Origin of the sequence: Dissulfurispira sp., from assembly GCF_036745535.1 — a bacterium.
GTDB lineage: Bacteria > Nitrospirota > Thermodesulfovibrionia > Thermodesulfovibrionales > Dissulfurispiraceae > Dissulfurispira.
Map to the genome: position 1 here is coordinate 1 of NZ_DAIOFX010000009.1, position 20478 is coordinate 20478.

The 20478-nt window shown below is 44.5% G+C and carries 22 protein-coding genes, 2 tRNA genes and 1 pseudogene; 15 read left to right on the forward strand and 10 right to left on the reverse strand.

The window, feature by feature from the left end; translation table 11 throughout:
* Positions 1 to 241: 241 nt before the first annotated feature.
* Together V7L97_RS03340 and V7L97_RS03345 are read right to left on the reverse strand one after the other, a co-directional pair.
* A tRNA-Asp gene (locus tag V7L97_RS03340) sits at positions 242 to 318 on the reverse strand.
* An 11-nt stretch (positions 319 to 329) separates the two neighbouring features.
* Positions 330 to 405, reverse strand: a tRNA-Val gene (locus tag V7L97_RS03345).
* 86 nt (positions 406 to 491) lie between these two features.
* Here V7L97_RS03345 and V7L97_RS03350 point away from each other — a divergent pair.
* Entirely contained in the window at positions 492 to 1433 is a 942-nt protein-coding gene (locus V7L97_RS03350; RefSeq protein WP_333653390.1) for a L,D-transpeptidase family protein, read from the forward strand.
* Between the two features lie 2 nt (positions 1434 to 1435).
* Here the strand turns inward: V7L97_RS03350 and V7L97_RS03355 are convergent, their stop codons facing one another.
* From V7L97_RS03355 to V7L97_RS03370, 4 genes are all read right to left on the reverse strand, one after another.
* Positions 1436 to 1807 (reverse strand): alanine-zipper protein, encoded by a 372-nt coding sequence (locus V7L97_RS03355; RefSeq protein WP_333653392.1) that lies wholly within the window; start codon positions 1805 to 1807, stop codon positions 1436 to 1438.
* Positions 1808 to 1879: 72 nt separating this feature from the next.
* Entirely contained in the window at positions 1880 to 2686 is an 807-nt protein-coding gene (locus V7L97_RS03360; protein WP_333653393.1) for a metal ABC transporter permease, read from the reverse strand.
* 1 nt (position 2687) lies between these two features.
* Positions 2688 to 3470, reverse strand: a complete 783-nt coding sequence (locus tag V7L97_RS03365) for a metal ABC transporter ATP-binding protein (protein ID WP_333653394.1) — start codon at positions 3468 to 3470, stop codon at positions 2688 to 2690.
* Positions 3467 to 4384, reverse strand: coding sequence for a metal ABC transporter substrate-binding protein (locus V7L97_RS03370; RefSeq protein WP_333653395.1), 918 nt, complete (start codon positions 4382 to 4384; stop codon positions 3467 to 3469). Before V7L97_RS03370 ends, V7L97_RS03365 begins: the two co-directional genes overlap by 4 nt.
* A 40-nt stretch (positions 4385 to 4424) precedes the next feature.
* Here V7L97_RS03370 and V7L97_RS03375 point away from each other — a divergent pair, with 40 nt between their 5' ends.
* The 3 genes from V7L97_RS03375 to rimI are packed head-to-tail and all read left to right on the forward strand — an operon-like array spanning position 4425 to position 6750.
* Positions 4425 to 5630, forward strand: a complete 1206-nt coding sequence (locus V7L97_RS03375; RefSeq protein WP_333653397.1) for an MFS transporter — start codon at positions 4425 to 4427, stop codon at positions 5628 to 5630.
* On the forward strand, positions 5627 to 6310 hold the full coding sequence (tsaB, locus tag V7L97_RS03380; protein ID WP_333653399.1) for a tRNA (adenosine(37)-N6)-threonylcarbamoyltransferase complex dimerization subunit type 1 TsaB: 684 nt from the start codon (positions 5627 to 5629) through the stop codon (positions 6308 to 6310). The genes V7L97_RS03375 and tsaB overlap by 4 nt, the downstream gene beginning before the upstream one ends.
* Positions 6307 to 6750, forward strand: coding sequence for a ribosomal protein S18-alanine N-acetyltransferase (rimI, locus tag V7L97_RS03385; RefSeq protein ID WP_333653400.1), 444 nt, complete (start codon positions 6307 to 6309; stop codon positions 6748 to 6750). Before tsaB ends, rimI begins: the two co-directional genes overlap by 4 nt.
* 2 nt (positions 6751 to 6752) lie before the next feature.
* Here the strand turns inward: rimI and V7L97_RS03390 are convergent, their stop codons facing one another.
* Positions 6753 to 7115, reverse strand: a complete 363-nt coding sequence (locus V7L97_RS03390; protein WP_333653402.1) for a helix-turn-helix domain-containing protein — start codon at positions 7113 to 7115, stop codon at positions 6753 to 6755.
* Between the two features lie 257 nt (positions 7116 to 7372).
* Here V7L97_RS03390 and V7L97_RS03395 point away from each other — a divergent pair.
* Positions 7373 to 7621: pseudogene (locus V7L97_RS03395) on the forward strand (response regulator); the annotation flags it as partial.
* Between the two features lie 67 nt (positions 7622 to 7688).
* Positions 7689 to 7910 (forward strand): FmdB family zinc ribbon protein, encoded by a 222-nt coding sequence (locus V7L97_RS03400; RefSeq protein ID WP_333653404.1) that lies wholly within the window; start codon positions 7689 to 7691, stop codon positions 7908 to 7910.
* 136 nt (positions 7911 to 8046) lie between these two features.
* On the opposite strand, the gene larB is transcribed toward V7L97_RS03400, so the two are convergent.
* The 3 genes from larB to bioF all read right to left on the reverse strand — a co-directional run bounded on the left by larB (position 8047) and on the right by bioF (position 11143).
* A complete protein-coding gene (gene larB / locus V7L97_RS03405; RefSeq protein WP_333653405.1) occupies positions 8047 to 8790 on the reverse strand; it encodes a nickel pincer cofactor biosynthesis protein LarB in 744 nt (247 codons plus the stop codon).
* Positions 8780 to 9790 (reverse strand): NAD(P)H-dependent glycerol-3-phosphate dehydrogenase, encoded by a 1011-nt coding sequence (locus V7L97_RS03410; protein WP_333653407.1) that lies wholly within the window; start codon positions 9788 to 9790, stop codon positions 8780 to 8782. Before V7L97_RS03410 ends, larB begins: the two co-directional genes overlap by 11 nt.
* A 219-nt stretch (positions 9791 to 10009) precedes the next feature.
* The gene (gene bioF / locus V7L97_RS03415) at positions 10010 to 11143 is read right to left on the reverse strand and encodes an 8-amino-7-oxononanoate synthase (RefSeq protein WP_333653409.1); all 1134 of its coding nucleotides are present in this window, start codon (positions 11141 to 11143) and stop codon (positions 10010 to 10012) included.
* A 162-nt stretch (positions 11144 to 11305) separates the two neighbouring features.
* On the opposite strand from bioF, the gene mraZ reads away from it, so the two are divergent.
* The 9 genes from mraZ to V7L97_RS03460 all read left to right on the forward strand — a co-directional run bounded on the left by mraZ (position 11306) and on the right by V7L97_RS03460 (position 20460).
* A complete protein-coding gene (gene mraZ, locus V7L97_RS03420; protein WP_333653410.1) occupies positions 11306 to 11761 on the forward strand; it encodes a division/cell wall cluster transcriptional repressor MraZ in 456 nt (151 codons plus the stop codon).
* The gene (locus V7L97_RS03425; RefSeq protein ID WP_333653411.1) at positions 11751 to 11903 is read left to right on the forward strand and encodes a hypothetical protein; all 153 of its coding nucleotides are present in this window, start codon (positions 11751 to 11753) and stop codon (positions 11901 to 11903) included. Before mraZ ends, V7L97_RS03425 begins: the two co-directional genes overlap by 11 nt.
* A 139-nt stretch (positions 11904 to 12042) precedes the next feature.
* Positions 12043 to 12951, forward strand: coding sequence for a 16S rRNA (cytosine(1402)-N(4))-methyltransferase RsmH (rsmH, locus tag V7L97_RS03430; protein ID WP_333653412.1), 909 nt, complete (start codon positions 12043 to 12045; stop codon positions 12949 to 12951).
* A complete protein-coding gene (locus tag V7L97_RS03435; RefSeq protein ID WP_333653413.1) occupies positions 12944 to 13279 on the forward strand; it encodes a hypothetical protein in 336 nt (111 codons plus the stop codon). Before rsmH ends, V7L97_RS03435 begins: the two co-directional genes overlap by 8 nt.
* A gap of 202 nt (positions 13280 to 13481) precedes the next feature.
* Positions 13482 to 15191, forward strand: a complete 1710-nt coding sequence (locus V7L97_RS03440) for a peptidoglycan D,D-transpeptidase FtsI family protein (protein ID WP_333653414.1) — start codon at positions 13482 to 13484, stop codon at positions 15189 to 15191.
* 9 nt (positions 15192 to 15200) lie between these two features.
* The gene (locus V7L97_RS03445; protein ID WP_333653416.1) at positions 15201 to 16868 is read left to right on the forward strand and encodes a UDP-N-acetylmuramoyl-L-alanyl-D-glutamate--2,6-diaminopimelate ligase; all 1668 of its coding nucleotides are present in this window, start codon (positions 15201 to 15203) and stop codon (positions 16866 to 16868) included.
* Positions 16850 to 18274: a UDP-N-acetylmuramoyl-tripeptide--D-alanyl-D-alanine ligase gene (locus V7L97_RS03450; RefSeq protein WP_333653417.1), complete on the forward strand. Its 1425-nt coding sequence runs from the start codon at positions 16850 to 16852 to the stop codon at positions 18272 to 18274. The genes V7L97_RS03445 and V7L97_RS03450 overlap by 19 nt, the downstream gene beginning before the upstream one ends.
* A 2-nt stretch (positions 18275 to 18276) precedes the next feature.
* Complete coding sequence (gene mraY / locus V7L97_RS03455) at positions 18277 to 19359, forward strand: phospho-N-acetylmuramoyl-pentapeptide-transferase (RefSeq protein WP_333653418.1); 1083 nt, start codon at positions 18277 to 18279, stop codon at positions 19357 to 19359.
* Positions 19360 to 19362: 3 nt separating this feature from the next.
* Positions 19363 to 20460 (forward strand): D-alanyl-D-alanine carboxypeptidase family protein, encoded by a 1098-nt coding sequence (locus V7L97_RS03460; RefSeq protein WP_333653420.1) that lies wholly within the window; start codon positions 19363 to 19365, stop codon positions 20458 to 20460.
* The last annotated feature ends 18 nt before the right edge of the window (positions 20461 to 20478 follow it).

Here is a 20478-nt window from a genome sequence, read left to right on the forward strand (position 1 = left end):
CCCATATACACATATGTTGAGATATGGCACATATGATTAACCTGAACATCTCTTTTAAATACTTTGACTGTAAGGAGACAATTATCAAGGCTTTTTAGTAGACGATTGTTATTATTTTGATAGGGATAACTCATAATAAGCTATCCCCCATTGAAAACAAAAGATAAGATTTAGTGACGGTTTGATGACGGAGATATTTTACATAATATTTTGATAACTTATTGAAATATAAGAGAACATCTGGCGGGGCGGACGGGGCTCGAACCCGCGACCTCCGGCGTGACAGGCCGGCGTTCTAACCAGCTGAACTACCGCCCCAAAGCGGTTTATGGTAGGCGGAACAGGGATCGAACCTGTGACCCCAGCCTTGTAAGGGCTGTGCTCTCCCAGCTGAGCTATCCGCCCGAAAAAACGATTTATATTTAACTATATAAAGCCGGATTTTGTCAATTGCTTGAATTATGCTGCGATTGTTGGTTATTATTCGATTTATGAGATTGTTAAAAATTGTCCTGTCTGCCTCGGTGTTCTTCGCCATATCCTTTACGTCTGCTTTTGCCGAGGTTTATTCCTACGGCAAAAATAATACAGTAATAGGGGTTATTAAGACCCATAAGGTTAACGGCAACGAATCCCTGATAGAGATAGCAAGGAACTACGGTGTTGGCTACAATGAGATTGTGGATGCAAATCCAAAACTCGATCCCTTCCTTCCCGGAAGCAATTCGACTGTTAATATACCCTCGATGTGGATATTGCCTGATGTGGCCTCATACGATGGGATTGTCATAAATATCACGGAGATGAGGCTTTATTACTTTTTCAGACAAAAGAAGACGGTGCTGGTAAGAACATTTCCAATAGGGATAGGGGATGAAGGCAATGATACGCCTGTCGGGAATTTCAAGATAATAGAGAAGATAGCGAACCCTGCATGGCATGTGCCTGAATCAATTAAAAAAGAGAGACCCGAACTGCCGAATGTGGTTCCGCCTGGTCCTAATAATCCATTGGGCACACATGCATTGAGGCTTTCCCTCGGCAGTTATCTCATACATGGAACAAACAGACCATGGGCAGTGGGGAGAAGGGTTACTCATGGTTGCATAAGACTGTATCCTGAAGATATTCCTAAACTCTTCCAGATAGTGCCGAAAGGCATGAAGGTGACCATTGTCCGTCAGCCTGTTAAAGTAGGCGTAAAGGGCGATAGCGTGTATATAGAAGTCCACAGAGACGATACCGAAAAGGACATAAACTATTTTAACGAGGCTGTGGAACTTTTGAAGAAGAAGGGTTTGCTTAAAAAAATAAATACCGAAAAGCTATATCATGCTGTAAGGGAAAAGAGCGGGATACCTGTGGAAATCTCCGGTTTTAAAATAGAACTCCCGCAAAAAATTTTCGCTGAAAATTTTTTGCGGGAGAGGTAAGATTACTTCTTCTGCTGTAATTCGAAGGCCTTTTTAGCCTTGCCAAATGCAGCCTCGGCCCTGTCAGCAGCAGCCTCGGCCCTCTTTGCAGCAGCCTCAGCCCTGTCAGCAGACTCCTTTGCAACCCTCATTGCCTCCTGGGCAAGAGATTTGGCTTCTGCTGCATCCTTTTTAGCTGCGGACACATCGGACGATAGTGCACCAACCTTGCCTTCAAGGGCGCCCACCTTTGATTCAAGAGCCGAAACCCTTGCCTCAAGCTTACTGATCCTGTCAACAAGCGGGTCTATCTGCTGTTTTACATAGTCTTTTGTAGCACATCCGAAAGAGAAGAGAAATAGTACTGCCATTGCCAATAGAATCGCCTTTTTCATTTATTTTTTCACCCCCTTTCTGGAAATAATGTTCATTCTTTAAAATAAAGATACACCTAAACAAATAAAATTTCAAGCATTATTTAATGTTTTGCTGAAAAATGCAACGAAGAATACAGTTGATAAGAGAATGACTATGGTCCCGCCTGGAGCGAGGTTAAAGAGATAGGAGACTATAATCCCCGAGATTGTGGAAAACAGGGATATAAGACATGAGATAAAGACCATCCTGTAAAATCGTTTTGTCAGCAGTTGTGCTGCAGCGCCGGGTATTACGAGGAGCGCAGAGATAAGGATAATGCCCACCAATTTGATGCCCACAACTATGGCGATTGCCATTGACAGCAGGAATATGGACTTTATGAGCCTCACACTTATGCCGCCTACAAATGCCAGCTCTTCATTAAAGGTGATGAAATAAAGTTCTTTCATGATTACAAATATGACCCCCATCAGAAAGAGGGTTGTGCATACGGCTATTAATGCATCCCCGGTTGTTATTGCCAGTATGCTGCCGAAAAGGTAACCGAATATGTCCACATTGTAGCTTGCCGATAATCCTACAAGGACGATGCCGAGTGCCATGGAGCTGGAAAAGAATATCCCTATGGCTGTATCCTCTGCGAGCCTTCCTTTTGAGCTTATCTGTTCGATGCCAAAGGCCACGATAATGGAATATACAAGTGCTGTCAGAAGGGGGTTTATGCCCAGCAGGAAGCCTATGGAAACCCCTCCAAATGCAGCGTGGGAGATGCCGGAGCCAAGGAACGATACCCTCCTTAGCACTATGAATACAGATATTATTCCTGAAAATATCGAAAGCACTGCTCCTGTAAGCAATGCCCTCTGCATGAAACCGTATGAAAAAATTTCTAACATGTCAATCCTTTTGCTCGCTGTGCAGCCTCTCGCATTTTTCGCATAGGTCTGTATGCATCATAATATCCACATGTTTGCCGTAAAGCCGTCTTATAACCGCATCATTGAGAGCGCCTAATGGGCTCCCGTGGTAATGAAGTGTTTTGTTCAGGCATGCGATCTCATCCACATACGATGTTACAGTGCCTATATCATGTGAGACCATTATTATGGTGAGACTCAGTTTTTTTTGAAGTCCCTTCAGGAGATGGTAGAAGTTTTCCTGTCCAACTACATCTATGCCCGTGCTCGGCTCATCGAGGATCAATATCCTCGGATTATTTATAAGCGCCCGTGCAATGGATACACGCTGCTGCTGACCTTCTGAAAGGTCTCCGAAGGACTCGTTTTCATGACCTGACATATCCATTATCGATAACATTTCTTTTGCACGGTCGGTATCTTTTTTCGAAGGCCATTTGAAGGTCCCAAGCCTCGAATATATTCCCATGAGAACGACATCTATTGCCCTTGCAGGGAAGTTCATCTCTATCTTCTGGCTCTGAGGGAGATAGCCGAACATGCCCTTTTGTATCGCATCAAAAGGGATGCTGCCGAAGATTTTTATATTACCGGATGTCGGCTTGATTATCCCTATGATAGTCCTGAGCAGGGTTGTCTTTCCGCTTCCGTTCGGGCCCACGATGCCGAGAAATTTTCCTTCCACGAGCTCAAGGTTTATGTCTTTTAATATCTCCCTGTTGTTTATGGATACATCGAGATCTTTTATTTCAACAGCATTCATTTCATCGCCCTTTCCATCTGTGAAATATTGTAACGCATGAGTTTAAGATAGGAATCTCTGTCAGGGGCATTGGATGCGCCGATTGGATCGAGGAACAGGACTTTTGCATTAGTCTCTTTTGCTATTGCCTCTGCGATTTTGGGGTTAAACTGGGGCTCTGCAAAGACCACACGGATATCTGATTTCTTCAAATCTTTTATTATGCGTGCAACATCTCCCGGCGCTGGTTCTCTTCCTGGAGCCTCTTCAATAACTCCAATGACCCGCAGCCCGTATCTTTTCGAAAAATAATTCCATGCAGGATGAAAAGTGACATAGCCTTTTGTCTTAAATGTGCCGACCTTCTGTATTATCTCTTCGTTCAGTTTGTCGAGTTCTTTTTTATAATCTTCTGCATTGGCTGCATAGAGATTTTTGTTCTGGACATCTACCTTTATAAGCGTATTGGCTATTTTATCCACAATCTTTTTTGCCAGTAGAGGGTCGAGCCAGAAGTGAGGGTCAGCAGCTTGTCCTGAAGAATTTTTCTTTGAGGAATTCTTCGGAGACCTGTCATGTTCATGTCCGTGTGTGGTGTATATAAGAGGCATGTCTTTAGACAGATCCACGATTATGAGATTCTTATTGGAAACAGCCTTTACAATCCTGTCTGCCCAGAATTCGAGGCCTGCTCCTATTTTGATGAATATTTTTGCATCGTGGAGCTCCATTATCTGTTTTGGCGTGGGCTCAAAGGTGTGAGGAGATGCAGCAGGAGGCAGCAGCGTCTTTACAATAACATTGTCTTTTCCTATCTGCTTTGTTATGTCATAAAGGGGATGGATGGAGACAACGACTTTTACAGGTTCTGCAAAGACGGTATGGGCAAAAGACAGAGAGATGAGCAAGAACAGGAGAGTGAAAGCTTTTTTCATTTATGCCTCCGAAATAAACTCAATATTGATATAATAACACATGGACAATGGACAGAGATTCCCGGCATTATACGCCAGGGACTTCAGGCTCTTCTGGCTCGGACAGATAATATCCCTTTCAGGCACATGGATGCATTCCGTTGCCCAGAGCTGGCTTGTGTACTCTCTTACGAAGTCTCCCCTCTACCTCGGCATTATCGCATCGCTCTCTTCCCTGCCTATTCTTTTATTTACGCTCTTTGGCGGGATGGTTGCCGACAGGTATCCAAAAAGGAATATCCTTATTATTACCCAGATACTGTCTGTTATTCCTGCCCTTACTGTGGCAATCCTTGCCGATAAAAATATAATAACCGTCTGGCACGTTGGGGTTGTCGCTACTTTTTTAGGTACTGTGAACGCATTTGATGTGCCTGCAAGGCAGGCATTTCTTGCAGAAGTGGTCGGCAAGGCAGATATCACTAATGCCATTGCCCTTAACTCAGCAGCCTTCAACGGAGCCCGGATTGTCGGGCCTGTGATAGCAGGGTTCATAATATCCAGTGTGGGCATCCCTGCCTGTTTTTATCTCAATGCAGCGAGTTTTATCCCTGTAATTTTTGCACTCTCAAAAATAAAAGCCAGGGGGACGATAAAGTCTTATGAAGGCAATATCTGGAAGGACATAGCAGATGGATGGAGGTTTATAACAAAGGAAAAGCCTGTCTTATACATTATGTCCCTGATAGCGGTATTCAGCCTCTTTGGCGTGCCGTATATCACTCTTTTGCCTGTGCTTGCGGGCGAGGTATTGAATGTCGGCGCAAAAGGCCTGAGTTTTCTTGTTGCCTCGGCAGGCGCAGGCTCCTTTCTTGCAGCGATGATGATCGCATTTAAGGGAGAAATAAAAAGGAAAGATTTATATATCCCCCTTTCGGCTTTTGTCTTTTCCCTGGCTATTTTAATAATACCATTTTCAATGGATCTCCATCTCTCCATGCTACTTATATTTTTTGCAGGATGGGGTATTGTGAGCTTTCTTGCTGTAAGCAACAGTTTCATACAGCATGCAGTACCCGATACACTAAGGGGAAGGGTGATGAGTTTGTACACTCTTGTATTTCTGGGCTTTGCACCTGTAGGGAATTCCGTCATAGGCATTACAGCGCATTCATTCGGCACGATTGCTTCGCTGAAGGTTTTTGCGCTGTTGTGTATTGCCGGCAGTATAATATTTTCAAGATTATTCAGAAAAGAGGCGGTATGAAACTCCTTGCGATAGAGACATCCACAATGGTTGGAGGCGTGGCGATAATGGAGGATGACACCCTTATTGCCGAATCGCGGATAAATGTGAAGGTCACGCACTCAGAGCGCATAATGGGTGCAATAGACCATATGCTGATGCAGTCCGGCATGAAAATAGACGACATAGATGTCTTTGGCATTGCCATTGGGCCTGGTTCATTTACAGGACTCAGGGTCGGGCTCAGTACTGTAAAAGGACTCGTATACGCCACAGGGAAAAAGCTCGTCTCCGTTGCAACCCTTGAGGCATTTGCATGGAATATGCCGTTCAGCAAATATCAGGTTTGTCCACTCCTCGATGCGCGCAAGAAAGAGGTTTACGCAGGGATATTCAGGTGGAATGGGAATGGCTTTGCAAGGGTCATGAATGAACAGACAATAAAAATAGACAAACTACTCTCGCTGATAAATGAGCCCACAATTTTTTTAGGGGAGGGCTCGATCATCTATAAAGACAGCATTAAAGCATGGCTTAACGATTCGGCTATATTCGGAAATCCGCAGGATATGGTACCTTCGCCTGCCAATGTTGCATATATCGGTATGATAAAAGCAAAAAAGGGCGAGTTTGAAGACCCCATAAAACTTGTGCCACTGTACATCAGGAAATCAGAAGCAGAAATAAAGATTGGTTCATGAATACCGTATACATCCGTGAAATGTATCCAGATGATATCCCTGAAATCGTAAGCATCGAAAGGCTCTCTTTCAGTACGCCATGGTCAGAGACATCATTCCGCAGCGAGATTTACAGCAGGTATTCGGTTACAAGGGTTGCAGAGCTTAATGGAGTTATCGTGGGATATATCTGCGTAAAGCATGTGGCGGATGAATGCCATCTCCTTGATCTGGCTGTGCACCCCGATTACAGAAGACGCGGCATTGCAAGGGCGCTGCTCAATGACGTGATTCAGGAATTAAGGATAGAGGGCTGCAGGTTTTTTTGTCTCGAGGTGAGGTCATCCAATTATGCTGCAATGAAGCTCTATGAGAAGTTCGGATTCAACATGGTCGGCGTAAGGAAGGGCTATTATGTAAATCCAGCAGAGGATGCGGTTATCATGATGATGGAGCTTTGATCCTATTTTGCCACTGCCTTTATAAATTCGATAACGGCTTTCTTTACCTTTTTATCTTTTATCTCCCTGAATAAATGCAGCAGGAGCTGCTCATCGTCCGTTATCTTTCCGTAAGCTGCCCGTGTTTCTGAGACCACCAGTTCCTCCGGCGAAAAGAATTCGTTTATGGGCACATCGAGTGCCTTTGCTATCTGTTTAAGCCTGTCGACGCTTATCCTGTTGGTTCCCTTTTCGTATTTCTGCACCTGTTGATACGACACGCCGATAACTTCTGCCATATCCATCTGGGATATGCCCTTTGCCTTCCGGTATTCCTTCACGATCTGGCCGGTTGTTTTTCTTTTATATCCGGCTGTTCTTCTCATATAATCCGCCTGAATAGAATTGTTTAAGAAGTCTATAGTAAGATTGCAGTGAAGTCTATAAATCCAAGGTTGTAAAAAGTATTGACAAATACAACCTATAATTGTATATTTTATGAAGTCTTTATGAAGGCTCTATCCGATTGTATATGAAAAAGCAGAAGACAGTTCTTGTTGTAGATGACGATGAAATGGTCAGGAAATTTCTCTTCGATGTCCTTCGTCTTCACGGATTTGATGTGTAGGCTGCCAATGACGGGGTTTCTGCCCTCGATCTCCTGAAAGCATCGGACTTTGACATAGTCATTACCGATTATGCCATGCCCGGGATGAACAGGATAGAGCTTACAAAGATAATGCGCTCCCAATGCCCGCACTCTTTGATAATCGGTATTAGTGCCGATTGCGATGAAAGGGTTTTTCTCGATGCAGGGGCAGATGCATTTCTTCACAAACCATTTTATCTCCACGACTTGCTGACGGTAATCCGTCAGAAAGCGCCCTATTAAGTTTGACTTTAGATATATTAATATGCAATTATTAAACAATATATTTTTGTCAGGAGGTGTCTTTATTATGCCTATCTATGAATATGCGTGCGCTAAATGCAACGAACTTTTTTCGGCATTCCAGAGCGTTAATGCCAGCGAAAAAGATACAAGATGTCCGAAATGCGGCTCCAATGACGTAAAAAAGAAGGTTTCGGCTTTTAGCTGTTGTTCCATTGGAGGCTTTGGTGGCGGCGGAAGTACATCCTTTGGTTCTTCAGGAGGATTTGGCGGCTTTGGCGGTGGCTGAGGACCTTCCTGCTAAGCTGTAAGTTTAGCAAAACAGACACGTATATGGGTAAATGGGTATATGGGGTAAAACCCGTTTACCCATTAATTTTATTAACTCATTAACTCATTTACCCATTCACTCATCCACTGATTTACTATTTCAGTCCTATTATATTTATCTTATGCGCAAGACATCCTGCGCCGAAGCCATTGTCTATATTTACGACAGCAATGCCTGGAACGCACGAGTTGAGCATTGCAAATAATGCTGTAAGTCCTCCAAGGCTTGTTCCATAACCCACGGATGTGGGCACTGCTATGACTGGCTTATCCGTGAGCCCGCCAACAACCGAAGGCAATGCCCCCTCCATTCCGGCAACTACTACTATAACCCTTGCCTTTTGTATTAATTTTCTGTGGCTCAGGAGCCTATGAATTCCTGCAACTCCAACATCATATAGTCTTTCTGTTTTACTGCCCAGGAAAGATGCCGTTACTTCTGCCTCTTCTGCTACCGGTATATCTGATGTCCCCGCTGAAACGATGAGGATGTGACCCTTTTTATTTTTTGTTTCCCCATAAGAGATGATTTTTGATTCAGGATAGAACTTTGCTTTTTTTAAGTTTAATGCCCTGTATATATCTTCAGATGCCTTCGTGATGAGAAATCTTCTGCTTTTTTTCAGCATTGCATTGGCTATGGCCACCACATCATCTGTTTTCTTATTCTTTGCGAATATCACTTCAGGAACGCCGTTTCTTATGCCTCTGTGATGGTCTATCTTTGCAAAGTCCATATCCTCGTAAGGCAGATGTTTGAGTGTATCGAGCGCCTTGTCTATGGATGTTTTGCCGTTTCTTACGCCGTTAAGAAGTGATTCTAATTTCTTAGTATCCATAGAATTCGGATTTCAGGGTGCGGTTCATAAGATCCCTGACAGCTTCTTTAGGCGGTTTCTCTTTATAGAGGGTGAGATATACCTGCTCTGTTATGGGCATGTCTATAGCATATTTTCTTGAGAGGTCATATGCAGAAAGCGTTGTAGTCACTCCTTCGGCTACAGACCTTGTCTGGCTTATGATCTCTGATAACGTTAATCCCTGTCCAAGCTTATATCCTACAGAGTAGTTCCTCGACAACGGGCCAGTGCATGTAAGCACAAGGTCACCGAGGCCGCTTAAACCGGAGAATGTTATTTCTTTAGCATTCATGCTGATGCCCAGCCTTGCTATTTCAGAAAGGCCCCTTGTTATCAATGCTGCCCTTGAATTATGCCCGAGCCCGAGTCCGTCGCAGATGCCTGCTGCGATTGCTATCACATTTTTTAGAGCGCCGCCTATCTCTGCGCCGATCACGTCATCGTGGGTATATACCCTGAAGTAGTCTGTATTGAACACCTCCTGAAGGAGCAGGCCTGTCTTCCTGTCTTCTGTTGCGAGGGTCACTGCAGTCGGCATTTTTGCTATTACCTCTTTTGCAAAGCTCGGGCCTGAAAGGACGGAGACCGGTTTGTTCAGAATTTCCTTTATTATCATTGATGGGGTCAGCAGCGTATTGTTCTCTATGCCCTTTGATGCGCTTATTATAATTGATTCGTCCCTTATATAAGGTTTGGCCTGTGTGAATATGGATCTTATGTGCTGGGTCGGGACAACGTTTAATATGTAGCGGGAATTCGTTACTGCCTCAGCAATATCATGGGTAGCCCTTAAGTTCTCTGATATAACCACATCTGGCAGATAAATATTATTCACCCTTTCTTTGTTGATGTGTTCCGCCAGATCCTTTTCGTATGCCCACAATGTTACGTCATAGCCTTTTTCTGCGAGGAGCGAGGCGAGGGTGGTTCCCCAGCTTCCGGCGCCTATAACCGATATATAGCTATTGGGATAATTCATAGAGATAAAAATATAACAGAAACGTGTTTATTTGGCAAATGACAATAATTCGTTGCCAAAAGTTGAGTGATTTTATATGTCAGGCACTGCTCAAAGACTTCCTCTTTTCGCCGCACCTGACATATATTTTTAGATTAGAATCGCTCAGTTTAGGTAAAAGCAAAGCAGGCATGGATGAAAAGAGGGCGGCGGTTTTGAAGCCGTGCCTGCTTTGCTTGATTATGCAACTGCCAGTACTTTCAGCAGTTTATCAATATCATCTTCTGTGTGTGCTGCTGTGACCGTAACCCTTATTCTCGGCACCCGCGCTGTCGGAGGTCTTATGGCAGGGGCATAGATGTTGTGGTTTATGAGCAATTCCGAAAATTTCATGGTGGCTTCGATACCGCCCACGACAATGGGTATTATTGGTGTTTCGCTGTTTATTGTATCAAAACCAAGGGCCTTAATGCCTTTGAAAAGCCTTTCCCGATTCTGCCACAATTTTTTCACGAGCATCTGTTCTTTCTGTAAAACCTCCAATGCCTCTATCGCTGCAGCAGCTATGCATGCAGGAATGGCTGTTGAATAGATAAATCCCCTTGCTGTGTTTGTAAGCCAGTCAGTGACATTCTTATCAGCAGCAATGAATGCGCCATAGGAGCCGAGGGCCTTTGAGAATGTCCCCATCTGGATTATTTGAGAATCTGGTTTTACCCCAAAATGTGCCAATGCACCTTTGCCATTGCCCAAGACGCCTGTTCCGTGGGCATCATCTATATAAAGTATTGCATTGTGTTGGCGGCAAATATCAGAAATTTCCTTCAGTGGTGCAACATCTCCATCCATGCTGAATACGGTGTCTGTGATTACTATTTTTCTTTTTCCCTTTTCCTTTTTTATTAATTCCGAGAGGTGCTCCACATCCCTGTGTCTGTAAATCGCCTTTTTTGCCCTGCTTAATCTGCATCCGTCGATGATGCTTGCATGGTTGAGTTCATCGCTGAAAATGACATCCCCTTCGCCTGCAAGAGTTGGGATGGCGCTTATATTTGCTGTATAGCCGGAATTAAAGACTAATGCAGTCTCTGTGCCTTTGAATTCCGCTATATTTTTTTCCAACTCTCTGTGTAATTCTGTCCCTCCTGACAAAAGCCTCGATGCGCCTGAGCCGAATCCATATTTATCCAGTGCTTTTTTTGCGGCTTCTGTTATGGATGGGTGATTCGCAAGTCCGAGGTAATCATTGGATGAGAAGTTTATGTGTTCAACGCCATTTATCAATATCTTTGCAGAGGCGCAAGCGGGTCCTCTGTCCCTTATCTGCCTGAGTAGATTATCCTGTCGCAGCCTTTCCAATTCCTCAAAAAACACCTTATCCCCCTATCATATTGCCCAATATATAGTATTTTTTCTAAAAAAATACCACATAATATGGAAATTTTTGAAAAAATGCATTTTTTTCTTGACAATCCCTATTTTTTATAAATATCATTTCATTGTGGTAAAAAGTGGTATAAAGTGGAGGAAAAGGGAATGACCTCGTTTTTGGGCAAATATTACTACACCTTAGACCCTAAGGGAAGAATCATTATCCCTGCTCCTCTCCGCGACATCATCTCCAAAAAATACACTAATTCAAAACTATATATCACAAATGCCGCATTTGACAAGTGTCTGCATATATATCCGCTTGATGAATGGAACAAGCTGGAGGAAAAGATACGGTCAATGCCAAAGATGGAAGAGGCCGTAAAGTATTTTTTGAGGCGCGTTATCGCATCCGCCATCGAGTGCGAGATGGACAAACAGGGAAGGATACTCATTCCCTACGAGCACAGGCAGGATGCCGGGATAAATACAGAGGTCGTCATAGTCGGACAACTGGACAAGATAGAGATATGGGATAAGGCTTCATGGAGCGATGTGACCGATCCAAAGAAGGTTGATGCAAAGGCGTATGAGTCGGTGCTTGCAGGTTATGGACTGTAGACAGAACACATTACGGGGAATACTGGGAATATCCCTATGCATTCCGTCTCCCTTTAAGAAAGGAGGTAGTGTTATGTTGACAGTGGAGGAAGTAAGGGAAGCTGTAAAGGCATCGCCGTTTTATGAAAAATGGGGGGAATGAGAAGGATATGGAAGAGATAATCGCCAGGATACAGGATAAAGGAGCATATAGAGCCGTTCTCCCTGTGCAACTATAATGTGTCCCATTATGTGGGCGAGGTTTATGCCGGCTCATAGCTCATGGATTTTTATTTTTGACTATGAACTATGAACTAATGCATATCCCGGTTTTGGTGAAGGAGACCATGGAAATGCTTGACGTGAAAGCAAATGGAACATATGTGGATGCAACTGTCGGCCTTGGAGGCCATGCAGAGGCAGTGCTTTCGATGCTTGGCTCCGATGGCAGGCTGGTCGGCATAGACAGGGATGAAGATGCACTCAGGTATGCCCGTGAAAGGCTTGGCAACAGCAGGGTATTCCTTAAAAACAGGAGTTTCTCGCAGATACAAGACATACTATCTTCCATGAATATAAGAGAGGTTGACGGTGTTTTGTTCGACCTTGGGGTCTCGATGCTCCAGTTGAAGGAGCTAAAACGCGGCTTCAGCTTTGCCTCGGAAGCAAGACTTGATATGAGGATGGATACTGCACAGGAATTAACGGCATGGGATGTTGTGAATAAATACCCTGAAAAGGATCTCGAGAGGATATTGAAAGAATACGGAGAGGAGCCATTTGCCAGGAGGATAGCAAAGGCGATTATTACCTGCAGGAAAAAGTCTCCAATAAATACGTGCAAAGAGCTATCCGATACTGTGATGAAGGTTTATGGAGGCAGGGGCAAAACACATCCTGCAACAAGGACATTTCAGGCACTGAGGATAGAGGTCAATAGAGAACTCGATGAACTGAAAAAAGGTCTTGTATCAGCTCTGAATATGTTGAAGGCAGGCGGCAGGCTGTGCGTTATCTCTTACCACTCTCTCGAAGACCGGATAGTAAAGAACTTCGTGAGAGACAATGCCAGAGAGGGCATCGTGAAGGTTTTAACGAAAAAGCCTGTAACCGCCGGTTTTGATGAGATAAAGATCAATCCTTCATCGAGGAGTGCGAAGCTCAGGGGGGCGGAGAAAATAAGTAGTCAAGGGGTTAAGGATTATGATTAGAAGACAAAATAGATTGATTACGATGTTGAAGCCGCTCTCTATTGCAATGCTGCTTTTATCGATATTTTCCATTGTATGGCTGCGGTCGAGCTTTGTTTCCCTTGAATACAGCATCAGCAGTCTCGAAAAGAAAAAGTCTGTGCTCATGAAGGACAGAAAAATGCTTGCAGCAGAGAGGGCAAGCCTGTTGTCTGTTGAGCGGTTTGAGAAGGTTGCCGGTAATAGCACTGTTAATAGTGGTTTTGTCTTTCCCGACAGGGTTAAGGTTGTGTATGTGAAAAAGGCAAAGGACAACGAGCCGTACAGGGCATCCTTTAAGGAGAGATAGATGAAGCAGAGGACATGAGTGGTGGACAACAACATCCGGTTGGATGAAGACGAAGATACAGGGTTTTTGGAATACTTCGCAATAGCTGTTTTCCTTGGTCTTGTAATGTGGATGCTAGCTGCATGGCTTCTTGTGCGGTAGCCGTGAAAGCTCGCTATTCAAAGGAGGCTTTAAAGGGAGAATTTTATAGTAACGGGGTGTTATGAGAAAAAGGGCGATTATTTTGAGCACAGCCATTACCTTTGGTTTTATTGCCGTTGTTTTCCGGCTTGTGGATATTATGCTCTTTAATCATGAATGGTTTTCTGCCAAGGCGAAATTTCAACAAGTCAGAAAAGAGATCATTCCTGTCAAACGGGGCATTATCTTCGACAGGAGGGGCAGGGAGCTTGCCATAAATCTGGACACCGAATCCATCTATGCCGACCCCTCTGAAATAACATCGCCTGATAAAGTTGCATCTGCCCTATCTGAAAGGATTAATCAAAAACCGGAGATTATATTAGCAAAGCTGAATACCGACAGGAGGTTCAACTGGATAAAGAGAAAAGTCGGTATCGAGTATGCCCAGGGCATAAAGGATTTGAAGCTGAGGGGAATAGGATTTGCCCCTGAGGTAAAACGGTACTACCCTAAAGGCAGTCTTGCATCCCATGTCATAGGCTTTGTGAATGTGGACAACAGCGGGCTTGAGGGTGTTGAGCGGAGGTATGACAGATACCTTGCCCCAAGAAGCGAGAAGGCCTATGTATTCAGGGATGCAAAGGGGAATGTGCTTTCAGACGGCCAGGGATTTTCTTTAAGCAGGGAGATAAAGGGTAATAATTTAGTTTTAACCATTGACGAGGGACTGCAATATATTCTGGAAAAAAACCTCGATGCCGCCTATTTGCACTGGAAGGCTGCTTCAGCCACGGCCATAATGATGGACCCTTATACGGGTGAAATACTGGCCATGGCAAACAGGCCGACCTTTGATATCAATGATCCCTCTGATGCAGCACCGAACCAGAGGAGGAACAGGGCCATTACAGATTGCTATGAGCCGGGCTCAACCTTTAAAATAATAGCTGGCACTGCTGCCCTTGAAGAGGGGATCGTAAATCCCGATACAAAATTTGACTGTAGTGCTGGATACATAGAAGTGGGAGGCAAAAGGATAAAGGATGACCACAGGCATGGTGTTCTCTCATTTAAGGAAGTGATACAGAAATCGTCAAATGTTGGAACTATAAAGATAGGGTTTAGTCTGGGCAGGGAAAGATTATATGAGTATATCAAGCGCTTCGGTTTCGGCGAAAAGACAGGGATAGACCTTGTGGGCGAGGTCTCGGGGTGGGTGCATAGTCCTTCAAAGTGGTCGGGTACATCTATCGGTGCTATCTCTATAGGCCAGGAGATTGCAGTAACTCCTTTGCAGGTTTTAAGGGCATACGCGGCTATTGCTAACGGCGGGTTTCTTGTCAGACCATATGTCGTTTCAGAGGTGAAGTCACCGGATGGAAACACTGTCTACAAAATAAATCCGGAGGCTAAAAGGATCCTTTCGGAAAAGACCGTAAATGTCTTCAGGGAAATACTCAAGACGGTTACAGAGGAAGGCGGCACTGCACCGGAGGCTGCTGTTGACGGCAATCAGGTTGCGGGCAAGACAGGCACGGCGCAACTGATAGACCCGAAGACAAGGAGGTATTCCAAGGAGAAGTTCGTGAGTTCATTTGTAGGGTTTGTCCCTGCGGATAAGCCGAAGATAGCGATGATAGTCGTTATTCACGAGCCTAAAGGACAGATATACGGAGGCGTAGTTGCCGGACCTGTTTTCAGGAAGATAGCCAGCGAATCCCTCTCTTATCTGAGTGTTCCGAGGGACGATTCCGGAGAAAAGGGGTTGTTAATGGTTTCCAAAAAATGAGGCCGATAAATGATAATTAATATGAAGATAAAAGATATATTGATGAATGAGTTCGAAGTAACTGGAGACATGGAAAAGAGCATCTCCGGAATAACCTATGACTCAAGAAAGGTTAAGAACGGAGATGTTTTTGTAGCCATAAAGGGAGAGAGCTTTGACGGCCATGATTTTATCGAGGATGCGATTAGGAAAGGTGCGGTTGCCATAGTATATGAAAAAGGGGCAATAGGCAAGGGGCAAGAGGCAATAAGTAATTTTATAAAAAAATATCCGGATACAGTGTGGGTAGAAGTTAAAGACTCAAGGGACGCCCTTGCATCCATCTCACATAATTTTTATGGAAGGCCGTCTGAGACTGCCTCTGTTATCGGCATTACCGGAACAAACGGCAAGACAACTACATCATACCTGATGAAGTCCATCCTCGAAAAATGGGGAAAAGATGTTGGTCTGATAGGTACGATCACTTATCTGATAAAGGACAGGGCCTATGATGCGCCGCATACAACGCCGGAAGCCCCTGACTTTCAGGCACTGCTCAGGGAGATGGTCGATAAGGGCTGCAGCCATGTAGTAACCGAAGTTTCATCCCATTCCCTTTCACAGAAGAGGGTGGATTATACAAAATTCAGGGTGGCTGTTTTTACGAACCTCACAAGGGATCATCTCGATTTTCACCGGACAATGGAAGATTATTTCATGGCAAAAAGGAGACTCTTTACCGAACTTTTAACAGAAGACGGCACTGCTGTAATTAATCTGGACGACCCATATGGGGAAAGGCTCGTGAATGATCTGAAGGGTCAAAAAATATTAACTTATGCGATAAATAATCAAAATGCAGATGTGCTGGCCTCTGATATAAAAACAACATTCAAGGGAACTTCATTCAAGATAAGGGTCAAGGGTCAGGGGTCAAAGGTCATTATTTCTCCCCTTGTTGGAGTAACAAATGTCTATAACATGCTTTCTTCCATATGTGCAGCTTTATCAATGGATATACCAATAAAGATAATAAAGGAGGGAATTGCCATGACAGGATTGGTCAAGGGAAGGTTTGAAAAGGTCGACGTAGGGCAGGACTTCCTCGCTGTTGTGGATTATGCCCATACAGAGGATGCCCTTGAGAGGCTTTTGCTCACTGCCCGTCAACTGCTTGAGGCGTACCGTTTTGCGGAAAAGACAGAGGAGATGATGAAGGCAAAAAGACGTGAATACTCTATGCCCGAAAAGTTAGAAGGAAATGAAAAGAGGGGAAAGATCATCACCGTCTTCGGCTGCGGAGGCAACAGGGACAGGGGAAAGCGCTCAAAGATGGGAGAGATTGCAGCACGTCTCAGCGACTTTGTGATAATAACCTCCGATAATCCGAGAAATGAAAGTCCGAGGTCAATTATAAGGGATATAGAGAAAGGGATGGTCGGAGACAACTACATCATCATCCCTGACAGGGATGTTGCCATAAGCATGGCCGTTGAGCTTGCATCCTCCGGGGATATAGTGCTGGTGGCAGGGAAAGGACATGAGGATTATCAGGAGATTCAGGGGAAGCGTTATAATTTCAGCGACAGGGTTGTCCTTGAGAACGCAATCAGGCGTTTAATAAGCAGGCCGTCCTTTGGAGGCGGCACCAATTATAAAGGGACAGAGAATATCGGGTGTACTGGCAGATGTTGAGCATCAGGGACATAATCAAGGCAACAGGCGGCAGTATTGTCGTTGAGGGAAATACTGAATTTACCGGCGTGTCCATAGACTCACGAACAATAAAGAGCGGCGAATTACTCATCGCATTAAAGGGGGACCGGTTCGACGGCCACGATTTCCTCATTGATGCCTTGAAGTCCGGCGGTGGTGCCGTTGTCAATAATCTGCAATTCATGGCTCAAGGTTTGCCAATCGAGGATAGAACCATTATCCTCGTAGATAATACCCTCCTTGCCCTCCATAATTTAGCTCGGTATATGAGGAGAAGATTCAAGGGGCATGTTATCGGCGTGGTGGGGAGCAATGGCAAGACAACAACAAAGGAATTCATATCAACGATTCTCAACACACGGCTGAGTGTACTCAAGACATCGGGAAACCTTAACAACCATATAGGGATGCCCCTTTCTATCACCATGATGGATAAAAATACACGCATCATGGTGCTTGAGATGGGGACGAACAAGCCTGGAGATGTGGATGAGCTGTGCAGCATTGCACTGCCTGACATCGGGGTTATTACCAACATAGGGTATGAGCACCTTCAGGGTTTCGGCTCACTGTATAAGGTCAGGGATGCCGAGCTTGAAATAGCGCCTTTTGTAAAGAAATTGGCCGTGAATGCCGACGACTCGTTCCTCATGGAAGGCGTGAGTGCAAAGTTTAAAGGGGAAATTATAACCTTTGCAATAGAAAATCAGGATGCAGATTTAATCGCTAGAGATATTGTCTTTTCCGATGAAGGTACTGGATTTCTTTTATGTGCAGGCAAGGAGTGCATTGATATAAATCTAAAGATACAGGGACGTTTTAATGTGTATAATTCCCTTGCTGGAGCCGCTGCAGCGTATGCTGTTGGATTCAACCTGCATGAGATAAAAAGGGGTCTGGAATCCTTCGAAGGCGTTAATATGAGGTTTGAGATAAAAAAAAACAGAGGCGTGACATTTCTCAACGATGTTTATAATGCAAATCCTTCATCCATGGAAGAGTCCATCAATGAACTGACAAGGCTCGTGAGTTCAGGCAAATACAAGAGGGCCATTGCAGTTTTGGGGGATATGCTGGAACTTGGCGATTACGGGGTTACGGAACATAAGAAATTGGGGCAGAGGCTTTCGGACATTTCTGTGGATACTTTTATAGGTGTGGGGCCGTTGATGTCCTTTGCTGTTTCCGAATTCAGGGGAAATGGTATATACGCAGATACGTCAGAGGATGCCGGAGTGAAGTTGAGCGAGATAATCGATGATGGGGATATCGTTTTGATAAAGGGTTCGAGGGGAATGAGGATGGAAAGGGTAATGGCCGCAATAGAGGGTTCCAAAGAGTCTGTTGGCTTCACCGGGGACTTTTCGGGACGGCACAGGGACTGAGTATGCTCTACGAACTGCTTTACAACCTGCATAACTATTTTTCTCCTTTTAATGTATTCAGGTATATAACATTCAGGACATCCCTGGCAGCAATGACCGCCCTGATAGTCACATTCATTATTGCGCCTCATATCATACGGTGGCTCAGAAAGATAAGTATGACCCAGCAGATAAGGGACGACGGCCCTAAGACCCATTATTCAAAGGCCGGTACACCGACAATGGGCGGCATTATAATTCTGGCGTCAATCACTGTCTCCATGCTGATGTGGGGGAATTTCAGGAATATCTATATCTGTGTGGTGATGACTTCGCTGCTGGGTTTTGGCGCCATCGGTTTTTGCGATGATTATCTGAAATCGGTAAAGCGGAATCCAAAGGGATTGAAGGCTTTGTACAAGTTCGGTTTACAATTATTGCTTGCCCTGTTGATAGGAATATTCCTTTATACGAATCCGAAGGATCCCTATAACGATGTCTTGAGCATACCATTTTTCAAGAAATGGCTTTTTGACCTCGGCTATTTTTATATACCGTTTTCGGTTTTTGTTATTGTCGGATCTTCCAATGCCGTGAACCTCACAGACGGCATAGACGGTCTTGCCATAGGCCTTGTTGCCATCGCCACCATAGCCAATGTAGCCCTTGTGTATATATCCGGCCATGCACAGTTCGCAAAATATCTGCAGGTTCTATATATTCCCGGGATCGGCGAATTGACGGTATTCTGCGGGGCCATGCTCGGTGCTTCGCTGGGGTTCTTATGGTACAACTCACATCCTGCAGAGGTCTTTATGGGGGATGTCGGGTCATTGTCGCTTGGAGGCGCACTGGGCACGCTCGCCGTTATAACAAAACACGAGATAGTCCTTGCTGTTGTGGGAGGCATATTCGTTATAGAGACAGTATCCGTTGTAATGCAGGTTATGTCGTTTAAACTTACAGGCAGGAGGATATTCAAGATGGCGCCCATACACCACCATTTTGAGTTAAAGGGATGGCCCGAGTCGAAGGTCATCGTAAGATTCTGGATTGCAGGAATAATCCTTGCATTATTCAGCCTTGCAACATTAAAATTGAGGTGAGATATGAAGAAAAGGATCGAGGGTCAAGGGTCAAGGGTCAAGGGCGGCAGGGAAATCTTTTTATTTATACTTGTTGTCTTTCTATTCACTATTCACTATTCTCTGTCCACTGTCTATGCCGATGATATCTCTGCAATGGCTGCGGTAGTTATAGACAGTGCAAGCGAAAAGATACTTTATGCAAAGAACCCAAATCTGAAGCAGCCTCCTGCAAGTACCACAAAGCTCATAACAGCAATGGTTGCCCTGGACAGGCTTAATCCTGATTCCATTATCACGATCAGCGAGAATGCGGCCAACACACCATCGGTAAGCCCCCACCTCAGGAAAGGGGAACGGTTCAGTGTAAGAGACCTTTTGTATCTTGCCCTCATGCGGTCTGTGAACAGCGCTGCCGTTGCCCTTGCAGAGGCGACTGCAGGCTCTGAGGATGCATTTGTATCGATGATGAATGATAAGGCAAGCCATCTGGGCGCAAAAAATACGAGGTTCATGAATGCCTCCGGACTTCCAGGCCCTGACCAATATATAACAGCCTTTGACCTTGCTATAATCATGAAAAAATCTCTCGGATATCCTTTGATTCGTGAGGTAGTCAACACACGGGCAAAAGAGATATTCTCTGAGAGCGGAAGAAGGATATTCATCAAAAATACAAACCAGCTTCTCTGGACAGATGAAGAAAACATTGGAGGGAAAACAGGGTACACAAAGGCAGCAAGGCACTGCTTTGTCTGTGCTGCAAAAAGGGGACAAAATACGCTCATAGTCGCTGTCCTGGGCGAATCGGCACGGGACAATCTGTGGGAGGATTCTACGGTGCTTTTATCAAAAGGTTACGATGTCTTAAACCAGAAGGCAGAACCCATGATCTTTTTCAGCAGCGAGGATGAAAGGCCTGTGGTTTTTGCATCGTATAAGGCAGATAAAAAACATAAGCATAAAAAATCAATTGCAAAGAGGCATAAATACAAGGCAAAAAAGGTTGCTCATGCAAGTCACAAGAAAAACTCTCATGCAAAGATAGACAAAAAGAAAACAAAGAAGTCTTCTGGTAAGGAGCTTTCTGTCCGCAGACATGAATCAACGGATAAATCATGAGTATTTTTGTTGAGGTTA